Consider the following 25,888-nt stretch of genomic DNA (forward strand, 5'->3'; position numbering starts at 1 on the left):
GATGCCTTAGTTCTGGTTCTAATCTTTTTTCTCCCCTGATAGCTTAAGCAATTTTACCCAACTCTGCTGCTTTTGGGAACTGAATTCACCTCTACTCCAGATATTCACAATAGAGTTCATTTGTCAATGCGTAAGTCCTATGTGGTTTCATTTGCAGTAATTGTGGTTTGGAGACCCCTCTTATTTGCAGTTAATGTGGTTTGAAAATTGACTTGTTTGCGGTTTGAAGCGTTTATGTTTGCAGTTCGCTACAGATAGCCATCTGCTCAATTTGCTCTGTGATGCGATCGATAAATAGCATTACTTCTTCTTTAGAATATCCAGTAACGATATCTTTGTCTACAACAACACCATCTTCATTAGTACAGAATACTGCACCCGTATTGATCACATCTGCTAAAACAACCTGGTGGCAAATAACTGAACGCCCCTTTAATAGCTCTGGATACGGTGTCAAAATCCATAATCCTTGACAAAGAAACCCTTTGACAATTTGCTGATTCATCATTGAGCGGGCGAAAAATTCGGAGGCTGGCGCTTTCCGAGCCAGCGTAGGAGTTATGTGGCTAATGGGCATTTTATCAATATAGCGAAGTCTAACACTTGTATAACTAGATGCCATAATTAAAGCCGCATAGTCTTCTGGATTTTCGCGCCGAAAATCGCTTGTAACGGTTAATGCTTGAGGACGATTTTCCGGTTCCAGAGAATTGCTATAGTAAGTTTGTACGCCTTGTGGATTCCAGATGCGAGACATAAAGCAAACTTCCGCACCCTGTTCAGTAAAACGATCGCGATAAGCTTCTATTTCATCGGCTAGAAATTCACTTTCAACAACAATCCCAATTTTTTTTCCCAAAAGCCTTTGCTTCATTGATTCTTACCTCACAGTTTACAGTTTGAAACTCAACTATTAGCTCGCACCCAGATCGCTCCTGGCTCAGATCAATTTGAAAATTCTGAGGATTTTCCGGGATTTTCCGAATACCATTAATAGAATAAGCCTTAATCTCAACGGTTCCAGGTCTTACAAAATCTGGTAAAACATTAATAGAATCGAGCGTTAAATCGAGGTCAGGCTTGAAATAGAGACAGAAGTAACCTTGATCTTTAACCTTGGAGTAGAGTTGCGTGTAAATATGCCCTAAGTAGTTAATTTCCCACAGGGGATAACGAGCCGGGGAGCCAATATCCAAACTACCTAAATTTCCGGTATGTTTTCCGTCCGCCTCAACTCGAAAGAAAATACCTGTAGGATTATGAGACACACAGAATAAATGCCAAAATGCAGACAAATCACGAGCAATATCAAGATAAAGAGATTTCCCCGTAGCGCCGTATAACATCAAGTATGCTAAAATAGCTTGCTCCTGCTGCCAACTGTCTTTGGTATAGCTGCCAGCAAACTCAACTGGTTGTCCGTTCTGTGGTTCGCGTTCAACCAGATTGAATACACCACCACGCAGTAAATCTAGTCCTTTGGGAATCATCTTCATTGCCAAAGACTCCGCTAGATTCATCAGCCCATTAGCCTTTTGTGAAAACTGTTGCGCTATCTCAGCTTTTCCGGCTCGCTCTGATTGGGAGACAACTGTAAGATAGTAGGTGGCAACACGGCAGAGCGTCCAAGCCATTCGGAAATTATTCCCAATAATGGCACGGTTTTGTTGCCATGCCCAACTGCGATCGGGAATCCAGTTATAGTAAAAACGCTCGTTGATGTAAGGAACCTCAGCGTCTCCATCAGGAAAACGCTCAACTAACAGATCTACGATCGCATCCAAATTCTCCCGACAGGTGTGATAAAGTTCACCAATAGCTTCATTTGCTGGAGTCGGCATCGAGTCCAAGGCGAGAATAAGATCGATCAGATACGCGGGTATATGCTCACCATTAGAGTGCCAGTTTTTCCTCAACTTATTTTGTCCCAGGTGGTTGCGATCGCAGGACAGCGTAGCATAGTCAATGTGCGAGAAATAGCCGCCATTGCTACTTGTATCCTTAAACAACTCGTTAAAGGTGGCGATCGTGCGGTGAATGTCCTCAAACACTACCCGATCTTGCGAAATGCGGTAGTATTGGCTCAACCCCGCTAGTACGCAAATTTGTTCGTAAAGCGGAATCCCCGGATAGTCTTCACTAACCTCTGAAACCATAATCAGATCTTGACCACGCTTACCAAACGCCCAAAAGCAATATTTACGGTCATAGCTGATAGTTTGGAAATATTCTCGTTGATATGCAACCCAGTTTTTTGCTGCCAATCGATAGCGATCCTTCCCTGTCAAGAGATAACTTGAAGAAAGTCCATAGATTAACCTCGACACCCAGGCACCCGACTGCAAGGTCTCATCATTTTGTAACCCAATAACGTTCATAGAATTACTAGCAATTCGCTGCTGGCTAAGTTGCTTTTCCAGCCATGAATCTGCTAAACAGGTTATCTGGTTCAACCACCAATTACTGGTTTCAAACAGGAAGTTTCCCTGTATATCTTGCAGTAACACAATGGTAGTGGCTTCAAAGTAACTCTGGCCTTGATGTTCCTGCCAAATTCCTTGTACATAGATTAATCTATCTAGAAAAATATAACGTTGAATCAAGGTAGCCTGGGAACTGCTGTAGACATTACCGGGGATGGGAAAGCGATCGCGATCGCTACCATCAAGATGCCGCAAAACCTGAAAATGGGTCACAGGAGAAACATGAATTAGATACTCGTCTTCACTACGACAACGAATCGTAAAAATACCTGCCCTTGGCTCCTTTTGCGTAACCGTACCCAGTATCGTCATGCTTTGAGTGAAATATTTCCTCATAAACTATTCTCACTCCCCAATCGCAACTTGTTTATCCGCACCTCCAGAGACAGCGAATTCTTCCTGAAGTTGAGGTATTTGCAACACCGCTATAATGGATCGTGCAGCCATAAAAGAAACAACCGCAAGCCATAGAAATTGGCTATCGTGAAACTTCCAAGCCATCAATACTATTGGGAGAAACCCAAGGATGGCAGAGAGCAAAGCATTGTTCAATAAGATATCCCCCCTCGTTAAACCCAGGAAATATCCATCAAACACTAAAGCAATAGAACAAAATCCTAAAACTGGTAGCAACCACAACACATACTTATGGGCTAGATCTGTTACTTCTGTATGATTTGTCAGAACCCCAAACAACGTATCTGGAAACACGATAAAACAGACAGCAAACAATAAGCTAGATACTAGCCCAGTTCCCAAAGCAAGTCGCAACAGAGAATTCAATTTTTCATAAGATTTTTCACCAAAAAAGATCCCGGTCAAACTTTCAGTTGCGAAAGTAAAGCCATCAATACAATAGCTAGCCAATGTCACTACCCGTAAAATCAATACATTCACTGATAGTTCCAGAGTGCCAAATATTGAACTCACTTCAGTAAACAGTGAGAACACGGTAATGAATGTTAAGTTCCGAATTAAGAGATCTTTATTGAGATTAAAGGTTGCGAAAAAAGCTTCTTTGTCTAAAATCCTTGGAGCAATATCAGGTACTAAATTCAGCAAACCTGTCAAGCAAACAAAAACAATTCCTACCAACAGTGTTAAATATTGGCTAGCGGCTGTGGCTAAACCCGCACCTGCACTTGACCAGCCCCAATCAATAATAAACAAGTAATCCAAAACAACGTTTGCGCCGTTGTTAATCGCTGATAGCAGGAGAACCTTACCGCTTTCCTCGCGCCCCAAAAACCAACCAAGCAGGACAAAGTTAAGTAAGGCGGCTGGCGCGGCTAAGATTCGCGCATCATAGTAGGCACGTCCAGCCGACTCCACATCAGGATTAGCGATCAGGAGAGCAAAGCCCAGATCGCACAGAGGTTTTTGCAGCAAGAGAATTACGATGCCACTCACGAGTGCAAGCAGACTATTACGTAAGAAGATGAGTAACAGACTTTCTGAATCCGATCGCCCTAGTGCTTGGGCTGTGAGTCCCGTAGTACTCATACGCAGAAACCCAAAAGTCGAATAAAGATAGTTGAATAAAATCCCTGCCAAAGCTACACCCGCAAAATGTCGAATATCTGGCAAATGACCTAAAAACGCCATATCAACCAGCCCAGCGAGGGGAATCATGATATTGGAGACAATATTGACAATTGCTAACCGAAAAAACCGCCAATTCAGATCGTAATTACTCGCCTCAGATGAATTCATAATTTTGTCTTCACGCTTCAGATCGTATCAGATGGGAAATCGAGTCAATTTGCTAGGTCTGTGAAACTCATCTGAGACTGTTTTAAAACAGATTGGAGAGACTCAGCCAAGACCTGAACATGGGGAAATGTGATCATAGATGTATGAGTCCCAAGAACAGTATGAACCACAACAGAGGTATCTGTCAGTTTCTCCCAGCCTAAAGTTGGATTCTGACGAATTGCGATCGCACGGTCATCATCAGCCGTTTCCGGTTGATTCTCATCAACTCTGAACAAGTGAATCTGGGTTGCTTGAAGGGTTTGGGGCAGATAGCGCATTGACGAGTTTGCTTTAAAGACCCTTAATAATCGTTCGATCTGCTGCGTTCCCGTGCCAGCAGGAAGCAAATCAGCCTCTTTTAACTGTTGCGTGAAATATTTAATTTGCGTTTCTAAGTCACGATTTTGCAGGTCATGGGATGACAGTTTCAAACCCTTGCCATAGCTATCTTCTAACAGTTGAGCTATCTGAAACAACCACTCTTGCTCACTCCAGTTTTGACCTAGCATCGAATCGTCTACACCAGGAGCAACAGCATCGAAAATTGTTAGAACTGCCACCTGCTGCCCGCGTTGTTGGAGTTGTTGTGCCATCTCGAAGGCAACCCATCCCCCAAACGAATGTCCTCCCAGCCAGTAAGGTCCTTGGGGCTGCACTTGAAGCAGTGCTTCAATGTAAGTATGCGCCATTTCCTCAATACTGGTATGGGGATCGAGCTTCCCATCCAGCCCCTGAGCTTGAAAGCCATAGAATGGCTGCTCCTGCCCCAAATAGCGAGCCAAATCGTAGAAGTAGAGTACATTGCCACCGACTCCAGGGACACAGAAGAAGGGGGGATGGGAACCCATCGGCTGGATCGGAACGATCGGAGACTCTATTGAGGTTTCAGTTTGAGCAGACAGCAGTTGAGCCAGTGCTTCGATAGTTGGTGCCACGAAAAAAGTGGATAAAGGCAGTTCGTATCCAAAATGTTGCTCTATCGCCGCCATCAACCGCACAGCCAGTAAGGAATGCCCCCCGATTTCAAAGAAATTATCCTGCACGCTCACAGGCTCCAAGTCCAGCACACTCTCCCAGAGGCGCACAAGTTGTAACTCTAGGGGCGATCGCGGTGGAACATAATTTTTTTCTGCACGAGCTATATAATTCAGACTAGGTTTTGGTAATGCTTTCCGATCGATCTTGCCATTCGGGGTCAGAGGAAAGGTCTCTAGCAAGATCAAGGTTGCAGGTATCATATAGCTGGGCAATTTTGCTTGCAGGAAATTCCGTAAGTCAGATGTTAGAGAGGGTGTTGACGACTGAGGGACAACGTAAGCAACAATCTGCCTCTCTTTAGAGGGGTTGTCTGAAGAAACAACGACAACCGCCTCGCGAACCTGACCATTTTGCCGTAATACTGCCTCAATTTCTCCCAGTTCAATCCGAAATCCCCGAATTTTTACCAAGTAATCGCGACGACCTAGATATTCCAACTCACCATTGGCTCGATAGCGGACTAAATCTCCTGTCTTATACAACCGTGCCCCAGGAATATCACTAAAGGGATTGGGAATAAATGCTTCGGCAGTCAATTCTGGACGGTTAAGGTATCCCCTAGCCAAACCTGCACCGCCCAGATAGAGTTCACCAGGTACGCCAATAGGAACGGGCTGTAAGAATGGATCGAGGACGTAAGCTTGCGTATTGGCGATCGGCTTGCCAATAGACGGCGAAAGCGAACAATCTCTAAGCATCAGAGCCATCGTTGAGTAGGTAGTGTCCTCCGAAGGGCCGTACAAGTTGTAGACCTGTGCAATCGAATCTCTCTGATAAAGCCGTTCCACAACTTGTGCCCAGAGAGGCTCACCAGCCAAATTGATCACCTGCACCGAATCAGGGATACCGTTAATGTTGAGCAATTCTGTAATTGCCGAGGGAACTGTGTTCACCAGAGTCACCGTCTGTGTTGCAGGCAATGTGGCTAACTTCAGTACATTCTCCACTAAGATGACTTTCCCCCCGCAAACTAGGGGTAAAAACAACTCAAAGATTGACAAATCAAAACAAATGGAAGTGGAGGCTAAGACCCCATCCAGTTGATTCGGTGGGAACACGGTTTTTGCCCAATGCAGAAAGGCTACGACACTACGATGTTCAATTGCTACTCCCTTGGGCAACCCAGTTGAACCTGACGTATATAAGACGTAGGCTAAATGGTTATTAGTTGATGACCCAGCTAAATTGGTATTGGCAAAACTCGCAATTTCAGTTTGAGCGCGATCGAGGTCAACCACCTGAATTACTGATTTCAGTGCCTCTGGAACTTGATTTATGCTCTTTAGAACAACTTTAACCTGAGCATCATTCAAGATTGAGGTTTGACGTTCTTGAGGATAGTTGGGATCGATCGGCACATAAGCCCCCCCAGACTTGAGAATCGCCAGTAGCCCTATTACCAATTCGGGCGATCTCTCCATACAAATTCCCACTAAACTCTCTCTTGCTACCCCTAGTGTCTGCAAGTAGCGTGCTAGTTGGTTGCTCCGTTGATTGAGTTCCCGATAGGAAATTTGCGTTTCTGCAAAACTGAGCGCGATCGCATCGGGTGTTCGCTCAACCTGGGCTTCAAATAACTGATGAATCAATTGGGTTTGGCAATAGTCACTTTCGGTATTATTCCACGCCACAAGCAGTTGCTGGCGTTCCACCTCACTGAGCATTGGCAACTCTCCTAATCGTTGGTGGGGATCTGTGACAATTGCTTCTAAGAGGATTTGGAAATGCCCAAGCATTCGATTAATAGTCTCCGATTCAAACAAATCTCGGCTGTACTCCCAAAAACCGACGATTTGCGATTTGGTTTCCTCTAACAAAAGAGACAAATCAAACATAGAGGTGACATTTTCAGATTGCAGAGGAGTCACAATCAGATTAGGTAAATCCAAGTTATCCAACACGGGTGCGTTTTGCAGAGCAAACATCACCTGAAAGAGCGGATTATGACTCAAGCTACGCTCTGGCTTAAGCTCCTTAACCAAACGTTCAAAGGGAATATCCTGGTAAGTATAAGCATCTAAACAGACTGTCTTTGTTTGTTCGAGTAGTTCTAAAAAGGAGAGATTGCCAGAAGGCTGAGTCCGCAAGACCAAAGTATTAACAAAAAAGCCAATTAAAGCCTCTGTTTCACTGCGAGTCCGATTCGCGATCGGCGAACCAATCACAATATCTTCCTGTTCGCTATAGCGAAATAATAACGTGCTAAAAGCTGCTAAAAGCGTCATAAACAGGGTTGTCTGCCTTTGTTGACTCAGTTCTCTTAACCGACGGGTCAATTCTGGAGACAGTTCAAACCTGATGTGATGGCCTCGAAAAGTTTGTACAGGAGGATGAGGGTAATCCGTTGGCAGATTTAGCAAAGCGGGGATGCCTGCTAACTGTTGCTGCCAGTAACGTAGCAGTTGCTCTAAAACCTCTCCTTGCAGCAACTGACGCTGCCACTGCGTAAAGTCAATGTACTGAATCTGCAAAGGAGATAAAGGCGAGTGAGATTGCTGACCGAAACTTTTGTAAAGAGCCGTCATTTCCTCAATCAAAACCCCGATCGACCAACCATCGGAAATAATGTGGTGCATTGTTAACAAGAAAATATGCTCACCCGGATGCACACACAGCAATTTAGCACGGAACAAAGGGCCATTTTCTAAGTCAAAGGGAGAATTCGCCTCCAAAGCTATCCACTGTTCTACCTGAGTAGCTTGCTCTTTGGCTGGCAAACCCTGGAGATCAATAATTACTAGCCCCAATTCCATCTGTTCAGTAAGCACTTGTACAGGAGTTCCATTAATCAGTTTGAACGTTGTCCGTAACGTTCCATGACGCTGCACAATTTCCTGCAAACTCCGCTCAAGCGCATCAACATTCAAATAGCCCGCGATCCGCACAGCTGCTGGCATATTATAAGCAGCATTCGCGCCTTCGATCTGAGACAGGAACCAAAGCCGTTGTTGAGGAAAAGAGAGAGGTGCTTCGTTGCTCAGTGAAGCAGATGGAATAGGAAACATAGAAATATTAGCACCCTGGTTCCGTGCCAGTTCAATTTTTTGATGCAGACCTGCTACAGTCGGCGCTTCAAACAGAGAACGAAGGGGTATTTCAACTGCAAAAATATCCCGAATCCGCGAGATCAGTTGGGTTGCTAGTAGAGAATGTCCGCCAAGCCCAAAGAAATTATCTTCAAGACCAACCTGCTCGACTCCCAAAATCTCCGCCCAAAGATTAGCCAGCTTTTCTTCTGAATCGGTTTGCGGGGCAATATAGGTTGTGGTGCGATCGCGAGATAAGCTGGGAACAGGCAAAGCCCGCCGATCAACCTTGCCGTTAGAGGTAAGGGGTAGGGACGAGAGCAAAATAAAGGTTCTGGGAACCATATAGTCTGGTAGCCGCTCCTTGACAAACTGGCTCAACTGAGGCGCTAAGTATTGAGTTAGTTTATTCTGAAGCGGATTATTGGCATAAAACTCCCAAAGTTTACTGTGCGTTAAAGTTCCGATCGTTTCTAAGGGGATATTCGTTGTCTTGGCTTTTTGATAACGGAATAAAACATCATAACAGCCTAATTTTGTTGCCGACCAAGTGACAGTAACAGCGTAGGGCAGGTCACGAACACATTCCCACCATAAATCTGGATCGACACCTTGATGCTGTCCGATCGAGAATCGATCGCGATCGCCAACAATCGCATCAGCAGGAGCGATCGTCAACCATTCTAAAAGTTCTAGATCAGCTTGTAGTCGAGGATTAACAATTCCCTTGATGCCTAAACTTTCTGGTTGCTGTGTCGCTAACTGTTGATACACTTGCTCTGGAGTCTTTTGCTCTTGCTGCCAGTCTAACCACTGTATGGGGGAAAGCGATCGCTGCTGAGTTCCCACCTGAAGCACAACATCATACCGGAAACGAGTGAGTTCATTGTGGAAACGACCTTGTTTCAGTTGGATTTGCACTGCACCGATCCGGGGTAAGTGCGTCTGTAGAGCTAAAAAGAATTCTGGATCGATCGCCAATTCTTCTTCTTCTAATAACCGTCGCTGTACCCTTTGTTGCAGTCGCTCCCGCGAAAGATCATCAGCAGCTTGTTCTAACTGAACAGAGGCATGATAAGCTTCAAGCAAAGGTAAACTTCTGATATCTCCAATGAAAATATGTCCCCCAGGTTTAACAACCTCTACAGCCTGCTGTAAAACCTTCACCAAATAATCAATATTCGGGAAATATTGAATTACCGAGTTAATAATCACAGTATCAAAAGAAGAAGGTTCAAATCCACTAAAATCATCTGCCGTCCTCCTCAATAAGTTAACGTGGGCAAGTTCTGATTTTGTGGCTTTGAGTAACTGAAGATGGTGCATAGCTTCTGGCGAAAAGTCCGCACCGTCATAGCGCAAACAGTAGGGAGCAATGCGAGACAGAATTAAACCCGTACCGCAGCCAATTTCTAGAACCTGTTTAGGTTGGAGTGCTCGAATGCGGTCAACAGTCCGATCGACCCACTCTTGCATCTCTATATCTGCCAGTAGAGAGCCAGTGTAGCTACTGTTCCAACCGGAAATGTTAAAGGTTAAATCTGAATGGGTGGGCGATTGACCATAAGTGTCCTTATAGATAGTTTGCCATTGGGAGATATGTTGGTCAGCGCATTTCTCAATCTGAGGTACTAAGTTGTTAGACTCTGCCTTAGCCACAATGTAAGCGACAAGGTAGCGATCGCTCTTTTCCTCTCGCACCGTCACTATCCCCTCTTGGACGGCTGGGTGTTGGTTCAGAACTGCCTCAATTTCACCCAGTTCGATTCGGAAACTGCGGATCTTGACTTGGTGATCGATGCGTCCGAGAAACTCCAGATCGCCATTAGGAAGATAACGACCTAAATCCCCACTGCGGTATAGTCGAGCCCCAGGAACTTCACTAAAAGGATCAGGGATAAATTTATCGGCTGTCAGATCTGGACGATTGCGGTATCCCCGCCCGACTCCCGCCCCTCCAATGTAGATTTCCCCAGGAATTCCTGTAGGAACTAGATTTAGGCTTTCATCCAGAATGTAAATTTGGGTATTAGCGATCGGGCGACCGATCGGCACCACACCAGCTAAATCAGTTCGATCGGAAACCTCATAGATGCAACAACCCACCACAGTTTCACTCGGCCCATATTCATTCACGATTTGGGTAGACGGCGCATATTGTCGCCAAGACCGTAAACTCTTACCCAACAAAGCTTCCCCACCAATCACAAAGGATTGGGTTTGGGTGGCTATTTCATCTTCTGGCAATAATTGATTTAATAAATCTAAGTGAGCCGGGGTAATTTTCACTAAACTAAAGTCTCGTTGGGCACACAATATTTCTTTTAAGGCTTCAATTTCTTGTTTTTCGGGTAGCAAAACTACTTTCTTGCCACACAAAAGCGGTGTAAAAAAGCTGGTGATGGTGGCATCAAAACTAATCGAAGAGTGAACTGGGGAACCACATCCTCGATCGATAGGATATGCTTGCATACACCAACTGAGATAATTAACTAAGTTGCAATGGGCAATCATCACACCTTTGGGTTTGCCTGTCGATCCCGAAGTATAGATCGTGTAAGCCAAATTCTCAGGTTTAACCTTGCTGGGTAGATTGTTTCTCGTCATCGGAGCGATCGTACTTTTCCAATCCCTATCCAGACACAGAATTTTCCCCCCAAACTCCGCAAAACTCGGCACTAAGGACTGCTGTGTTAGCAGTAAAAGAGCCTGGGAGTCTTCCAGCATATCTGCTAACCTTTGCTGGGGATAGACTGGATCGAGTGGCACATAAGCAGCCCCCGCCTTGAGAATCCCTAAAATGCCAACTACTAAATTAAGGGAGCGTTCCATGCAAATCGCAACCAGGGTTTCCGGTTCGACTCCCTGAGTTTGCAGATAGTGAGCAAGCTGGTTAGCTTTAGCATTCAGTTCTTGATAGGTGAGAAATTGATTTCCAAAAGTCGCAGCAATGTTATTCGGTGTGCTATCCACTTGAGCTTCAAACAGTTGGTGAACACATCGATCTTGGGGATAGTCTGTCTGAGTGTTGTTGAGATCCTTAAGCAACTTTTGCCGTTCAGCTTGACCCAGAAATACAATATCCCGGATGCAGCTTTCTGGGTGGTGGACAACCCATTCAACAAATGCCTGGTACTGACTCGCCAGTAATTTTATGGTGTCTTCTTGATATAAGCTAGTGTCATAGTGAAACTTCAGCACCAAAGCTTGAGAAGTTTGGGTGCAAGACAACCTCACCTTAGCCCGCTCAATACAGCTATCAGATTGCTCAATTGAAAAAATCACATTGTCAACCTTCATAGGCGACGCTAGTTCAGCAAAATCAAAGCAATAGGGGTAACTCAAAAGAGTTGACCGATCTGCCTCCATCATCCAAGCTTGTTCCCAGCTAAAGTATTCTTGCCATTTATGCAATTCCTGGGCTACCTTACCAACGTTTACAAGGTGTTCGGAAAACTGAATAGTGTCATCAAGTTTGTTGCACAAAGGCAGATACTTTGTGAGAAGACCGATCGCATCTTGCAATTCTTCATATTTTCTGCCGTCATTAGCAACGCCAATTACTAAATCCGATTGTCCTGTCAGCCGCCACAGCAGGACTTCCCAACAGGTTAACAAGAATACAGAACAGGTCGTTTTGTACGTATCTAGAACGCAGTTAATCTGCTCAATTGTATCAGCCCTCAAGGTTAGGGTTACAGTATCAGTGATAAATTGCTCTCTGGGTAACGAACCCTGCTCAAAAGGTAATCGTCCAGGATTGAGTGAGGGGACGGCTAACTTACGCCAATATTCTCTACCATAAGCTGTATCATCCGATTCTAGTAAATCATGCAACCATTCCGATAGATCGGCATATTGCCAAGGATCTTCCGGCAGATCGCCATTGTGCAGTTGTCTTCCATACTCAGCACTCACTTCCTGAATGAATTTCTCAACTGCCGCGCGATCGGCATAAAGAGCAGGTAAACTAACCAGAAGGATATGCTCCCGGCAAGTTTTTCTTAACAGCCGAGTTTGCAAGGGAGAATCTTGCTCAAAATCCAGCTTTTGGGAAATGAATCCCTGCACTTGGGTGTTAAGTATCTCATCCCCATCTTGAGGATCGTTCAAATTTAAATCAGTATATTGCAGACAAACTCGACTACCTTCGATAACTTGAAGTGGCAAATCCATTCCCGGAAAACACCGCAAAATAGTGCGGAGAATTTCATGTCGTTCGGCTACCTCTTTGATGGATAACTCCAGTAGATTGATGTCGAGATCCCCGACAATAGAAACAACACCATTAGCTTGATAAGTGGATTGCAACTGTCCATTTTGTAATCGCCATAAACGTTGTTGTTGGGGTGAAGTACGGAAGCTATTCTGAGATTGCTGAACCATTTTTATTCCTAAGTGTTTTCCAGAGTTGATTTGTAGTTAATTCTATTGATTGAAAAAAGTAGATAGTTAGAGAAATTGGCGGATTATTTTGGCCAAATTTCCGTAAATTAGTCAAGAATTACTCAATTGAAGCAAAAACCCTTTTTCTAAAGCTAAGAATAAGGTTCTGCCATACCAACAACTACCTGCCTCGCACCAGTAAAAGGCTTACGTCCATGAGCGACTAACATATTGTCCAACATCAAAATATCTCCCTTCTGCCATTTAATTGCGATCGTTTCAGCTTGATATGCGGCTCGAATCTCATTGAGTGTTGAAACCTCCATTGGTTGCCTATCTCCGTAACAGGCATGACGTGGCATATCCTCTGGTTGAAACACCGATAAGAGCGATTTTTGGATATCCTCAGCAAAGTTAGAGATATGAAAGATATGAGCCACATTGAACCACACCTGATCGCCCGTTTTCGGATGGGAAGCGATCGCTTGACACACCTGACTCGTCCTCAGTTTTTCACCATTCCACTCAAACTCAATGCCAGCTTGCCGACAATAAGCTTCAACATCAGAGCGATCGTTCGTTTGAAACACCTCCTGCCAAGAAAGGTCAATATCACCATAATTACGGATATACATCACCTTTTTTTCCGCAAACTTTTGCCGCACTGCTGGATCGATTCTCTGAAAAACTTTGCGGCTGTCAGCAACCAGAGTTTCGCCTCCTTGCAGCGCAGGTTGAAGGCAACAAAACCAGATTTTCATCGGCCAACTCGTCGAGTAAGCATTTTCATTGTGCATAGAAATAAATTGATCTGCTGGGTATTCAGTCGAAGTGTATACCTTATCTTGCAGTTGGGTTCGTGGTGTTGAACGATAGATATACTCCAATAATTCACCTTGGGATGTAGCTTGAATAAACTGAACAAAATCATCTGTGCTATCAATGCGAAAGCCCCGAAACAGCAAACCGCCATACTGATATAGAGAAGATTCAATCCAACTCCGTTGCTGGCTAGCCCAACTGGTTAAATTCACCCCATCCATTGCGGGTGAAACAACCAAAGGTAATGATGAATCGGTATTGAGAAAACTGGTTTTAACCCAGTCCTGTTGCTGTGGATTAAATGAGCGTCGCTTTGCTCGTTGTAATTTCTTCTGTGCTTGAGATTGAGATATGCTATCTTCCATAATTTCAGTAGGTTCTTACTTGTAGATCAACGTAAATTACAAAATTAACGATTAATTATTCCTCCTTTCTCCGGCGACTTTTCAGCTTCTGCAAACTGACTTTTGCTATTTCTTGTTCGGCTTGCTGCTGTTGTGTTCTATCGGTATCAGCCAGAAGTTTTTCTAGTTCGTTGAGTTGTAGATCGGGTTGCATTACCACTGTGCGTAAAACTATCTGGAAATGCTCTACTATCCGTGCGATCGTTGTTGGTTTGAATAAATCCGTACTGTATCTCAAAGAACACTCCAAACCCTGTTCAGTCTCCTCAACGTTCAGCAACAGGTCATAGCTTGCCGTTTCGTTCTCGACTACCAATTTTCTAATCGTTAGTCCGGGCAATTCCAAATTTACTTTTGGCGTATTTTGCAGCACTAACTTAGCTTGAAAAACTGGGTTAAAGCTGAGACTACGTTCGGTATTTAGTTTTTCCACTAAGCGATCGAAAGGAAGATCCTGATTAGAGTATGCTTCTAATGCCCTTTCTCGCACTCTGCTAAGTAATTCTTTGCTAAAGTTTGGATTCCCACTAAGGTCGAGCCTCAGTGCTAATTGATTAACAAAGAATCCTATTAAACCTTCCGTCTCGGCTCGGTTCCGATTAGCAACATCAGTTCCCAGTACCAGATCGTCTTGACCGGAATAATAATGTAAAACGATCGCAAACGCAGCAAACAGAACCATAAAGAGAGTTGTTTGTGTTGCACAGCTTAAAACCTTCAGTTCCTTGGATAAATCTGGTGTGAGGATAAAAGCTTGAGCATTACCCTGAAAGCTCTGTACCGCCTTGCGAGGATAGTCATTCGGCAACTTCAAAATTGGAGGTGCATCTTGCAGTTGTTTTTGCCAATAAGCAAGCTGTCGATCGAACTCCGAACTCGCCAACCACTGATGCTGCCAATAGGCAAAGTCAGCATATTGAATTGGCAATTTTGGTAAAGGTGAGGTAGCACCCGTAGAGAAAGCTTGATAAAGGATCGATAGTTCGTGGGTATAAATTGCAATAGACCAACCATCGGAACAAATGTGATGAATAGTCACTAACAATACATGAGATTCCTCCCCTAGCTTCAGTAACGTCACCCGCAGCAGGGGGCCATTTGCCAAATCGAAGGGACGATGGGCTTCTTCTCTGGCTAACTGTAGGACTTCTGTTGTCTGCCGATCGGGGGTTAACTTTTGCAGATCCAGTTGGGTTAAATGAAGTTGGGCTTCTGTCGCGATCGCTTGAACTGGCAAGTTATTCACTGTGGGAAAGGTAGTTCGCAGGACTTCATGGCGACGCATAATCTCGGTGATGCTCTGCTTTAGTGCTTCAAGTTGCAACGAACCTGTCAGATATAATGCAGTTGGCATATTATAGGTAGCACTTTTTCCATCCTCCAGCCGATCCAAGAACCAAAGGCGTTGCTGGGCAAAAGACAAAGGTAGGAACTCATCACGGGAAACCTGTTGGATACAAGAAGCAGTCAAAGCTTGAGTGCGATGAATCGCGGTCTCAATCGCAGCACTAAGTTTTGCAACTGTGGGATGCTCAAATAAGCTTTGGATTGAGAGGTCAATGGCAAAGGTTTGAGATAGGCGAAAAACGAGTTGTGTTCCCAAAAGGGAATGACCACCTAATTCAAAGAAGTTATCATTAACTCCCACCTTGGCTAAACTCAAAATCTCCTGCCAAATCTGGGCAACTTGTTGTTCTATGTCGGTTCGAGGCGCAATCAATTCTTGGACGGGACGGGCATTTTGCCGATCGAGGGCGATTAACTGTTCTCGATCGAGGACTCCCGTTTCGGTTAAGGGTAATTCACTAGAGTGAACGCTATCCCAAGGACTTTGGATGCCAAAGCGATCGCAGATCCCCAACTGCGCCAACTTTGATTTCAAAACATCTGAGTCTCCCGTCAAGTAGAACCTTAACAGGTGCAAAGGTTCTGGTGTTGTTTTTATATAGCGGCGGATGTTGGGGGTGCGATCGTTTAAGCCAATCAAGAGTTGAGTTGGGCCATACTGCAATGCTGCCAAGAATGACTGTAGTCCTTGCTGTTTATTAATCAGGCAATACCCACGAGTCTGAGCTTGCTCTTTTGTCTGGGAATGCTGACTCATACCAACTTCATCCCACATACTCCAGGCAAAACAGTAACTTCGGAGTCCCTGTCGTCGCTGCTCTTGGGCAAAAGCTTCTAGGAAAGAGTTGGCGGCGGAGTATGCTCCTACCGCAAAGCCACCAAAGAAACCGTTTACAGATGAAAAACTAATGAAAAACTTCTCAGGTTGTGGTTTGAGCAGTTGGTGGAGTGTATATGTACCAGAAACTTTAGCGTGTAACGTTGCAGCTAGCCCTTGCCGCGTTTCTTTTGAGCATAAACACTCGTGGGATACACCCGCCAAATGGATCACGCCATCTAATTCACGTTGCCAAAGGGCTTGGGTTCGATCGACTACCTGCTGAAGTTGTTCGAGATTGCTGACATCTACTGCTGCATAGAGACAGGCTCCTCCCAAACGCTTTAATTCGTAGTAAGTTTTTAGGCGATCGGCAGATGAACCAAATTTTTCTGTTACTTCGGCATCAGGTTCATGATCGGGTAGGAGGGTTCGCCCTACTAAGATGATATGTGCCTGATACTGTTTGAGCAGAAACTTGGCAATTTCAACCGCAATTCCACCCAATCCGCCACTAATCAGGTACATTCCACCGGATTTAAACGGTAGTGGTTGTTTCTCGGTGTGGCTCAGATCGATTCGTTCCAGACTAGGCACCCAACGTTGTCGATCGCGGTAAGCAATTTCGAGATCCTTAGTACAAAGCTGAGACTCCCACAGAATGCGATCGCCATTCACCGCCACAGCATCGATTGGCAGATCGATATGAGAGCAAGTAAGCAGAGGAAACTCCTGGTTTATAGTTTTGATCAAGCCCAGCATCAATGCTTTTTCTGGGGCAACAATGTCACCTGGGACAACGCTCTGAGTGCAAGTGGAAATTACTTGCAGTCGAACAGGTTGTTGTGTACGTTGAATGGTTGTTAGTGCCTGCACAAGGAACAATAAGCTATAAATACCCCGTCCTTGAGCCGCTTCAAGTTCAGACAGGTTGGCGATCGCCTGCTCATGGTTTTCATAATTCCACAGATGAATCACTTGCCCGATGTGAATGTTGTTCGATGCTAGAGATTCAAACAATTGTTGATAGCTATCGAGATGGTCAGGGACGATGCGATAGTGAGTGGCATCGATTTGGGCAAAAGAACTCCCAATCTCAACACAAATACACTGCTGCTCGGCTTGTTGAAGTTTTTGGCAGAGGAACGTGCCTAGACCCAAGGAATCCATAAAAATCAGATAATGTCCAGTTTGTAACTGTTTCTGGACAACATGAGCTTGTTTGCGCTTCCAGATTGGGCGATAAAACCAACTGGGGATTGTGTTTTCGTTGCCTAGTTTGAGGTCTATCTGCTTGAGTGCTTCCTCAAACGCCCCCATAATTAGCTGTTGCTTGAGATGACCGCGCTGGATTTTGCCACTGGTGGTTTTCGGGAATTCTTGCTTTGTGACTGGGATAATACAAGCTGGAGTGATACCAAGATTTGATGTTACGTAAGTCCGAATCTGTTTAATCAGATTAGTAATGCTGACGGACGATTTCGGTACAAAGAAGATCGCTAACCCTTCTGTTCCTCGATTCGGATCGTCAAAACCCAAAGCAGCGACATAAGTTGGTTCAACCCCGGCAATACTATTGACTAAATCCTCAACCTCATAGCAATAGTAGTTCACTCCATTGACGACAATTTGTTCTTTCTGCCGTCCGGTTAAGGTCAAGCGGCGATCGAGAATAAACCCTAAGTCACCTGTGTTGAACCACCCATCGCCCACAAAGGCTTGGCGATTTGCTTCCGGGTTATCTAGATAGCCGGGAGTAACAACATCTCCCTTGATTTGTAATTGACCGATCGCGCCTTCGGGTAACACTTGATTATTAGCATCAGTAATCCGAATCTGCACCCCAGGCACGGGCTTACCTAAGTCAACGAACTCACTAACTGTCTCGTCTGTCGTGCTAGCAATTTGCAGATTTCCACCCAAGCTAGATTTCTGAATGCAGTGGACTCCAGTTCCATCCATCTGAAACTGATTTTGATAAGTCATACAGGTGCAGACTTCTGCCATACCGAATGCAGGCTGCATCGCTTGGGGGAATACCCCAAAAGAAGCAACTTTTTCTAGGAATTCTTGCACAACTGGTCGAGTGACCTGCTCTCCAGCATTCATGAAAAACTTAATCGAAGCTAGGTTCCAATGCCTATCTGATACCCGATCAAGTGCGTCGCTCACTAATTTATAGCCAAAATTCGGAGACCAAGTATGAGTAACCTGATAGCGTTGAATCAAATCGAGCCAATTGAGGGGATTTTCCAGAATCAGGGCTGTTGGCACTTCAACCTGTTGACAGCCTAAATAAACATCTTTAAAGTGACAAGTTAATAAAGGAACAACGTGATCTAGCGGCAGCCAGTTTAAAGAAACATCAGAAGACCGATAACCGTTGAATTGTTGAGCGGCATGAATGTGGGTAATAATGCCTCGATGGGTTTCCTGCACTACTTTCGGCACCCCTGTACTTCCAGAAGTTAGCTGTAAGAATACGACACCTTCAGGGGTACTAGGATGAATTTCCGAAGCAGGGGGATAATGATGTAATGATTCGATCGGGAGAACCGACAGCGCCTTGTCTACACAGGCTTTACCCAGATTTGTAATTGGCTCGATTAAGTTTTCACTTGCTAAAATAGTTGGCTGTTGCAGTAGTTCCCAAACTTTCAGCAGTTTTTTCGCTACAACGTTATGTTCGTTGTATGTAGCGGCGACTGCAACAGTAACTGGAATAATACCACCGAGAATACAAGCCCACAAAGTTGAAAAGTAATCCTGAAGGTGGGAGACTTGGAGAATTACCCGATCGCCCGCCTTAAGTCCGTTGTGAGATAAGCCCGTCAATTTACACTTGGCTTCCTCTAGTAGGAAACTATAGGATTGAAAGACTTCTGAGCCATCTGTTTGGATAAAGACAATTCCCTGACTTGGGTATTTCCTTGCAGTTTCAACTAGCGCAGTTGTTAATGTTCTGGGTGCGTCTGCTGGAATCACCAGCTTCCCTCCATCACTAATCGCCCAAGTTTTTGGTTCTGACTTTTCTGGATGAGGGGTTTGATCGAATGGCATCTTTGTTGAAGTTTCCGGGATTCGCGTCGTCATCAATGGATTTTGCGACATCACATCCGACAGGTGCAGCAGAGGTAATTGGGAGAATTTTTCCCGCACAACAACTGCTAATTGTCCCAATTCTGGGATGGATTGCAACCGTTCCTCCCATTGTTGGGCTTCTTTAGCATCAACGACTGAGATTTGAGCAAGGGCTTGGTCATCAATTTCGCCAGATGCGGTTATTGGGAGGGATGGGAGCAATAAATAGGTGGTTGGGCATAAATGAGCAGGTAGACAGCTTTGTACCTGTTTTTGCAATTGTTCTATGCTAAACCGTTCTGACAAAACAACGTAGGCAATCAGTTCTGAAGTTTTACTAATAGTTTCTCTGACCAAAACTCGGCAGTCTTCTACTACGGGTATCGCTAACACAACTACTTCGATTTCTTCAAGGCTAATTTGGTATCCTTCAATCCAAACCTGTCGAGTGGAAGAATCGAGTAATTCTAATGTTCCATCCCTTAGCCATCGCCCTGTTATACCTGTGCTAAACCAGGGATCTTGAATATCTTTTTTAAGATCTTTTAAATTAGAAATCTGCACAAAGCGTGCAGCTGTTTCGACACAATTGCAGGAATATCCCCTAGCCAATCTATTCCCACCAACGTAAATTTTACCTTTCATGCCTACTGGTACTGGCTGGAGGTATCGATCTAAAACTAGGAGTGACCCGGAGGGGATATAACTGATGGATGATTGACTGTCTGAAGGATGTTTGTAAGCTGCGATCGCACCCGCTTCTGGTAGAGTGTAGAGATACCACAAGTCACCCGTGTAATGTTGTCTGAATGCTTGGGCGATCGCCTGCGGTATCTGCCCACCGCGATACAGAACCATTCGCAGCGAACTGAGAGGCTGGCTATATCCCTCGTGATTCAAGCAGTTGACTAAATCAGTCAAGCTCTCTGGCAAACTGTGAAGTACACTAACCTGGTATTCTTCAATCAGAGTCGTCAATCTTGATGGGTTCTGCCGTTCTGCTTCTAGGGGTGCGATCAATTTTCCCCCTGTGGTTAAAGTCCAGAAAATCTCCAGAAATGCTGTTTCTTGAACAAGGGATGTGGTAGTTAGACAACTATCTTCACTCTCTAGCTGAAACAAGCTTTGGATTTGAGCGATTCGAGTGCATAAACTATGGTGATCGATTTGTACCAAACGATTAGAGGCATAGAGAAGCTGTGCCAGGGTTGTTACTGTGACACTACTGCTAGGATTATTATGAGCTTGTTTGGCGATCGCTTCTTCCTCGGAATCCGGGCAGAAGACTCGGCTTTTCCACTCAGTTGTATCAAGTTGAGAGAAATGCGAAATCAAGCGTGTTTCAGTCAAAATAATGTTTGGTTTTGTCCTTTGGCAAGTTAGGTCTAGGGCTGCTTTTGAAGAAGCTGATTCCATTAGTACGCAAGTCCCTCCTGCTTTTAGAACCCCTAGCAATGCCACAATGAGTTGCAAAGGATGTTCCCGACAAATACCAACTACAATTCCTGGTTCTACTCCCAAGGATTGTAGATAGTGAGCTAACTTATTGGCTTGCTCGTTTAATGTTTGGTAAGTCAATTTATGACTGCCAGCAATGAGCGCGATCGCTTGCGAGTTACGTTCTACTTCAGCTTCAAATAACTGATGCAGACAAAGCACCCGCTCCATAATATTAACAGCCACAGCATTACTTTTTTCGAGTAATTCCTGCTGTTCTGTTTCACTCAAAAGCAGCAAATTTGATAACGGTTGAGTGGGACAACTCAAAATCCCTTCTAGCAGTCTTTGAAAACGACTCACCAAATCAATCACAGTCGCCAACTCAAACAAATCAGTATTGTAAGTCACGAATCCACTCAAACCATCACCACTCTCCCATAAGTGCAAAGACAAATCAAAATGGGAAGTACCGCTGTCAATTTCTTCTCGCTCTATTCGTAAACCGGGCAGATTTAATTTATCACTGGGCGCATTCTGCAAAGCAAACATCACTTGGAATAGAGGATTGTAACTCAGGTTTCGCTCTAACTTTAATTTTTCAACTAACATCTCAAAGGGTAGATCCTGATGAGCATAAGCCTGCATTGCCATCTCTCGTACATGACTTAGTAACTCAATAAAAGTCGGGTTCCCTTTTAAATTGACACGAAAAGCCAGTGTATTAGCAAAGAAACCAATCAATCCCTCTAATTCCGGTCGATTGCGATTAGCAATAGGTGAACCGATCGCAAAGTCATCTTGACTGCTGTAGCGTCCTAACAGGCTGGCAAAAGCAGCCAGAAGCGTCATAAATAAAGTCGCTCCTTGCCCTTGACTGAACTGTTTTAATGACTGTGCTAAACTTTGAGGCAGCCCAAAGGAGTATTTTGCCCCTTGGTAAGTCTGCACGGGAGGACGGGGATAATCTGTGGGCAAATCAAGGGGTGGTACCCCGGTCAACTGTTTCTGCCAGTATGCCAGTTGGGTTTCCAGCACGTCGCCAGCGAGCCATTGCCTCTGCCAATGAGCAAAGTCTGCATACTGAATTGGCAGGTCTGGTAAAGAAATTGCCTCTTTGTTTAAGAAAGCTGGGTATAACGTGGAGAGTTCTCGTACCAAAATGCCGATCGACCAGCCATCAAAAATGATGTGGTGCATCGTTAGAATCAAAAGATATTCTTGAGGATGGAGGCGCAATAAACTTGCACGCAGTAAAGGGCCCTTCTCTAGGTCAAACGGCGTTTGTGTTGCTTCAAGGGTGATTCGTTTTGTTTCTGAGTGCTTTATATCTGCGGATAGGTCTTGCAAATCAATCAGTGGAATGATAATTCCAGGGTTTGATGCGATCGCCTGAACTGGCAGACCATTAACGGGTTTGAAGGTTGTGCGTAATACTTCATGGCGCTGGATAATTGTATCTATAGCCTTTTGCAGACAAGCAACTTCAAGATTTCCCTTGATGCGAAGCACTGCTGGCATATTATAGGCCACGCTAGCTCCTTCTAACTGAGCCAAAAACCACAGACGTTGTTGGGCAAATGAAACACAATTTTCGGCAGAAAGCGATCGACGAGGAATAACATCTTTTTGCTTTACATGGATACCTTTTTTCTGAAGCAGAAGTTTGAATAATTCTTGCTTTTGCTCAGTCAAGGATTTCTTAGCAGCATTATTTGAAGTATTATCTAATCCGCTCATCGATCAAATCTCCCATCATAAAACTGAAGCATCTACAAATTTAGGTTGATATACTTCATTGAAAAATCTAACTCAGCTTGCCCAACTTCTGAGTTCGTTCAAAAGTAGCAAAGACAGCATCACAAATCGTAGTCCGAATCCTCCCTTTTTCTAGTTCGTAAAGCCCCACCGCCGTAGCGCCCCCTGGACTGGTAACTTGATTGCGTAACTTAGTTGGATGTTCGTTGGTTCGGCGCATCAGTTCCACGCTACCTGCAATTGTTTGCAACGTCAGGATTTGAGCTTGGTCACGAGTAAATCCCATCTGAACCCCAGCATCGATAATAGCTTCGATCAAGAGAAACACAAAAGCAGGGCCAGCACCACTTATTCCTGTTGCCCTATCAATTTCATATTCGTGCAGAACTTCCATCTCTTCTCCTAATGCTTGAAGGATGATTTTGCTATATGAGTGCTGTACCTCCGTCACTTCTGGGGATGCACTCCAGACAGTCATTCCCATTCCTACTTGAGCCGGGGTATTTGGCATAGCGCGGACAATAGAGGCATGGTTCAAACCTTGGCTGAGTGAGGTTATACTCGCTCCGGCTACAATGCTCATGATTAGGGTATCCAAGGCAATTTTACCTCTAAGGGTCTGCATGAGCGATCCCAACACTTGCGGCTTCACACTCAATACAGCGATCGCTGCTCCCTGAATTGCTTCTGTGTTGTGGCTTGTGGTTCGGATAGAGTATGTCTGCTGCATATAGAGGCGACGACTTTCTAATGGATCGCTGGCAATAATTTGGTCGGCTGTCACAACCTTTTTTGCAAGTAATCCACTAATCATGGCTTCCGCCATAACACCACTACCTATAAAAGCCATTTGCAGATCCGATCGCATTTGTGTTCCTCTAAAGCGAATACTTTCTTAATTAAAATTAAAATGGGTTGGGTTGGATTGCAGCTTTTAAGACCAAACCCTTCTCCACATCTGCTAATGCTTGATTAATTTCTTCTAACCTGTAAAAACGACTGATAAAGAGCTCCCAAGGAATTTCTCGATTTTGATGGCGATGACGTTTGAGTAACTCAATCATTCTGTAAAAGTGGCTAAAGTCGATGCCCCATGTGCCTCGAATGTCGATGTGTTTGAGGTTAATTTCTAAATGGGGATTAAGCCAGATTTCACCTGTATTCGTGTAGTGTCCTACAACTACATAGCGACCGCCATCTCTGGTCATGGCAATGCCTTGTTTAATTGCAATAGGAACTCCTGTAGCTTCGATTGTGACATCGACTCCCCGACCATTGGTTAATTCCAGAACTCGATCGATGTGCTGTTGTGGGGCTTGATCGTCAATGGCGATCGCATCATCCACACCAAAGGATTTAGCAACAGTTAAGCGACTTTCATATTTGTCAATAACGATGACTCGACCTGCTCCTGATAATAAGGCTAAGATTGCTACACTTAACCCAACTGGGCCGCACCCTTGCACTGCTACAAGATCGCCAATTTGAATCTGTGCTCGATCGACAGCGTGCAGGGCTGTTGGCAATGCACATCCGCCTGCAATGAATCGGGTAGGCGTGACTTCTTCCGGTAGCGTTAGCACTTTAACTCCCGGTTTAAGGTAAATCAGTTGCGACCACCCACCGAGTAAACCTTCTGTCGATGAGTAGGTAACACCATAGACTTTACGTTGTGGGCAACGAGTGGATGTTTTTGCCACTAAACAATACCAGCAATTGTTGCAAGTTTCGTTAACATCAAGAAACGTGACAATTGATCCAGTTTGAACAGGTTGACCCTTGATATCTGTAATCTTTCCGCCTACATCAACTACTCTTCCCACTGAGAAGTGCCCAGGAATTATCGGATAGGGTACTCCCTCTAAATGGCCCCGAAATAAATGTACATCTGTACCACAAATTTCTGAGTAGATAGTTTGCAATATAATGCCACCCTTTTCTAATACTGGCTCTGGCAATTGTTGCAATTCAACTGGATGGTTAGGCGCAGTTAAAACAGCTGCTAATACCATTGATATTTCTCCGAATTATAGTCAATCATAAATGTTATTCGATCGGAGTCAAGACCAGAAAATAATTTCATCATTAGGAAGTAGTCCGATTGCAGAGGTAAATGTTACACGCTGCCCCTTAATTGGCTCAACGGTGTGATAGTTTCGGGTATTGAATATGTAGACATCTCCCACTTGTGGCTGGAAGTTGAGCGAGCTGGCACCTGAAACAACAGCATTATTATATCCATAAGAATCGAGCTTATATGTCTCATCTCCCGGATGCCACTGCCGATCGTAAATATAAGTTTTACCGCTATCGTTTAAAGATATTTGAAGATACAAATTCCAAGCCAATTGTGCAACTACTTTACTCACCTCCCATCCAAGTTGTTCTGTTGGGGCGTAATCAATGTGTAATTGTGTCCCTTCCTCAATTTTTCTGGTTAAACCTGCATGGTAACTCCCCCACGAAGATTCTGAGGCAATTCTTACAGTTCTACCAGTTTGGTTTTGCATCGTTGCCATCAGGCGTTCTAATGGATTAAAGGAAGCCGAAGTGATGCGATATTGTTCCTTCCTAGCTCTTTCTACCGCTTGAAAGTAATCCTCTTTACCAATGTTGTTATACTCAAAGACTGTAATCCCAATCCGCTCAATTTTAGGAGTAACATTCTGGTAAACATCAAAGCCCAGCAAGTTAGCTTGAGTTACCAGTGCTTCACACTCTTGGGGAGTCGCAAACTTCTCAATCCGAACGAGCGGAATTTTATTTTCAAATAGCATCTTTATGGATTCTGCACTCAGGGATAAAGCTTCTGTTGTTTTCCATAATGTTGACTCGATCTGGTTGTATTTAATCATTTCACGTTCTCTTTGCTAATAGTATTCAACTGCGATCTGGGTAAAGCTTTAGCTAGGAATCGTAGGATTTGCGCTTTAGGCTGGTTGGTATTTTGAGGGTTAACAGAGCGAGTTGCTCAGTCTGAATCTCAAGTCAAATTATATATCAGAAGATCTTACTTATTTCTAAAAACTAAAATAAAAGTTATTTAGATTTTATGTAAAAAAAAATAATAAATATAAATTTATTTATAGATATATAAATAAATTATAAATCATGCAAAAATGAGGAAAAATTTAGATTAATGTACTTAAAATTCAAAGAAAAAAGTTATGAGTCAGAACAACATGGCAGATACAATCATTTATAAAGTTGTTGTTAATCATGAAGAGCAATATTCAATCTGGCCAACCTACCGGGAGCTTCCACTGGGTTGGAAAGATGCTGGTAAAAGTGGATCTAAGGAAGAATGCTTGCACTACATTAAGGAAGTTTGGATTGATATGCGCCCGCTTAGCGTTCGCAAGTAAGTAGTAGGAGTAATAGGAATGTTAGGGCAGTCACAAACCCACCGTCAAGCTACGCTGTGACGGGGGCTTGAAAGAGCCCAAGATGTGACCAGTTCACCTAAGTCTTCAGGTAAACGTTATCTAATTCATGACACCTACAGGTGCGTGCCAGCTTGAGCTTCTGTCGCTC

Annotated in this window: 10 protein-coding genes; 1 reads left to right on the forward strand and 9 read right to left on the reverse strand. The window is 44.2% G+C overall.

Translation table 11 applies throughout. The features are described from left to right. Positions 1-232: 232 nt before the first annotated feature. From ACE1CC_RS21360 to ACE1CC_RS21400, 9 genes are all read right to left on the reverse strand, one after another. Positions 233-874: a DJ-1/PfpI family protein gene (locus tag ACE1CC_RS21360; RefSeq protein ID WP_413272455.1), complete on the reverse strand. Its 642-nt coding sequence runs from the start codon at positions 872-874 to the stop codon at positions 233-235. Further along, positions 831-2,819 (reverse strand): AGE family epimerase/isomerase, encoded by a 1,989-nt coding sequence (locus ACE1CC_RS21365; protein WP_413272456.1) that lies wholly within the window; start codon positions 2,817-2,819, stop codon positions 831-833. Before ACE1CC_RS21365 ends, ACE1CC_RS21360 begins: the two co-directional genes overlap by 44 nt. A 9-nt stretch (positions 2,820-2,828) precedes the next feature. Then, a complete protein-coding gene (gene gntT / locus ACE1CC_RS21370) occupies positions 2,829-4,196 on the reverse strand; it encodes a guanitoxin biosynthesis MATE family efflux transporter GntT (protein WP_413272457.1) in 1,368 nt (455 codons plus the stop codon). Between the two features lie 44 nt (positions 4,197-4,240). Beyond that, positions 4,241-12,688, reverse strand: coding sequence for an amino acid adenylation domain-containing protein (locus tag ACE1CC_RS21375; RefSeq protein ID WP_413272458.1), 8,448 nt, complete (start codon positions 12,686-12,688; stop codon positions 4,241-4,243). A 152-nt stretch (positions 12,689-12,840) separates the two neighbouring features. Beyond that, positions 12,841-13,875: a TauD/TfdA family dioxygenase gene (locus ACE1CC_RS21380; protein ID WP_413272459.1), complete on the reverse strand. Its 1,035-nt coding sequence runs from the start codon at positions 13,873-13,875 to the stop codon at positions 12,841-12,843. Positions 13,876-13,930: 55 nt separating this feature from the next. Next, positions 13,931-22,336 (reverse strand): SDR family NAD(P)-dependent oxidoreductase, encoded by an 8,406-nt coding sequence (locus ACE1CC_RS21385; protein WP_413272460.1) that lies wholly within the window; start codon positions 22,334-22,336, stop codon positions 13,931-13,933. Positions 22,337-22,403: 67 nt separating this feature from the next. Next, the gene (proC, locus tag ACE1CC_RS21390; protein ID WP_413272461.1) at positions 22,404-23,222 is read right to left on the reverse strand and encodes a pyrroline-5-carboxylate reductase; all 819 of its coding nucleotides are present in this window, start codon (positions 23,220-23,222) and stop codon (positions 22,404-22,406) included. A 37-nt stretch (positions 23,223-23,259) separates the two neighbouring features. Beyond that, positions 23,260-24,366, reverse strand: coding sequence for a zinc-binding dehydrogenase (locus tag ACE1CC_RS21395; RefSeq protein WP_413272462.1), 1,107 nt, complete (start codon positions 24,364-24,366; stop codon positions 23,260-23,262). Between the two features lie 48 nt (positions 24,367-24,414). After that, entirely contained in the window at positions 24,415-25,209 is a 795-nt protein-coding gene (locus ACE1CC_RS21400) for a 2OG-Fe(II)-dependent halogenase WelO5 family protein (RefSeq protein ID WP_413272463.1), read from the reverse strand. A 312-nt stretch (positions 25,210-25,521) separates the two neighbouring features. On the opposite strand from ACE1CC_RS21400, the gene ACE1CC_RS21405 reads away from it, so the two are divergent. Beyond that, complete coding sequence (locus ACE1CC_RS21405; protein ID WP_413272464.1) at positions 25,522-25,719, forward strand: MbtH family protein; 198 nt, start codon at positions 25,522-25,524, stop codon at positions 25,717-25,719. Positions 25,720-25,888 lie beyond the last annotated feature (169 nt).

The organism is Floridaenema aerugineum BLCC-F46 (assembly GCF_041929345.1).
Lineage (GTDB): Bacteria > Cyanobacteriota > Cyanobacteriia > Cyanobacteriales > Aerosakkonemataceae > Floridanema > Floridanema aerugineum.

Coding starts and splice junctions, on each gene's coding strand:
- ACE1CC_RS21360 (WP_413272455.1), bottom strand. CDS start 874: ATGAAGCAAAGGCTTTTGGGAAAAAAAATTGGGATTGTTGTTGAAAGT.
- ACE1CC_RS21365 (WP_413272456.1), bottom strand. CDS start 2,819: ATGAGGAAATATTTCACTCAAAGCATGACGATACTGGGTACGGTTACG.
- gntT (WP_413272457.1), bottom strand. CDS start 4,196: ATGAATTCATCTGAGGCGAGTAATTACGATCTGAATTGGCGGTTTTTT.
- ACE1CC_RS21375 (WP_413272458.1), bottom strand. CDS start 12,688: ATGGTTCAGCAATCTCAGAATAGCTTCCGTACTTCACCCCAACAACAA.
- ACE1CC_RS21380 (WP_413272459.1), bottom strand. CDS start 13,875: ATGGAAGATAGCATATCTCAATCTCAAGCACAGAAGAAATTACAACGA.
- ACE1CC_RS21385 (WP_413272460.1), bottom strand. CDS start 22,336: ATGAGCGGATTAGATAATACTTCAAATAATGCTGCTAAGAAATCCTTG.
- proC (WP_413272461.1), bottom strand. CDS start 23,222: ATGCGATCGGATCTGCAAATGGCTTTTATAGGTAGTGGTGTTATGGCG.
- ACE1CC_RS21395 (WP_413272462.1), bottom strand. CDS start 24,366: ATGGTATTAGCAGCTGTTTTAACTGCGCCTAACCATCCAGTTGAATTG.
- ACE1CC_RS21400 (WP_413272463.1), bottom strand. CDS start 25,209: ATGATTAAATACAACCAGATCGAGTCAACATTATGGAAAACAACAGAA.
- ACE1CC_RS21405 (WP_413272464.1), top strand. CDS start 25,522: ATGAGTCAGAACAACATGGCAGATACAATCATTTATAAAGTTGTTGTT.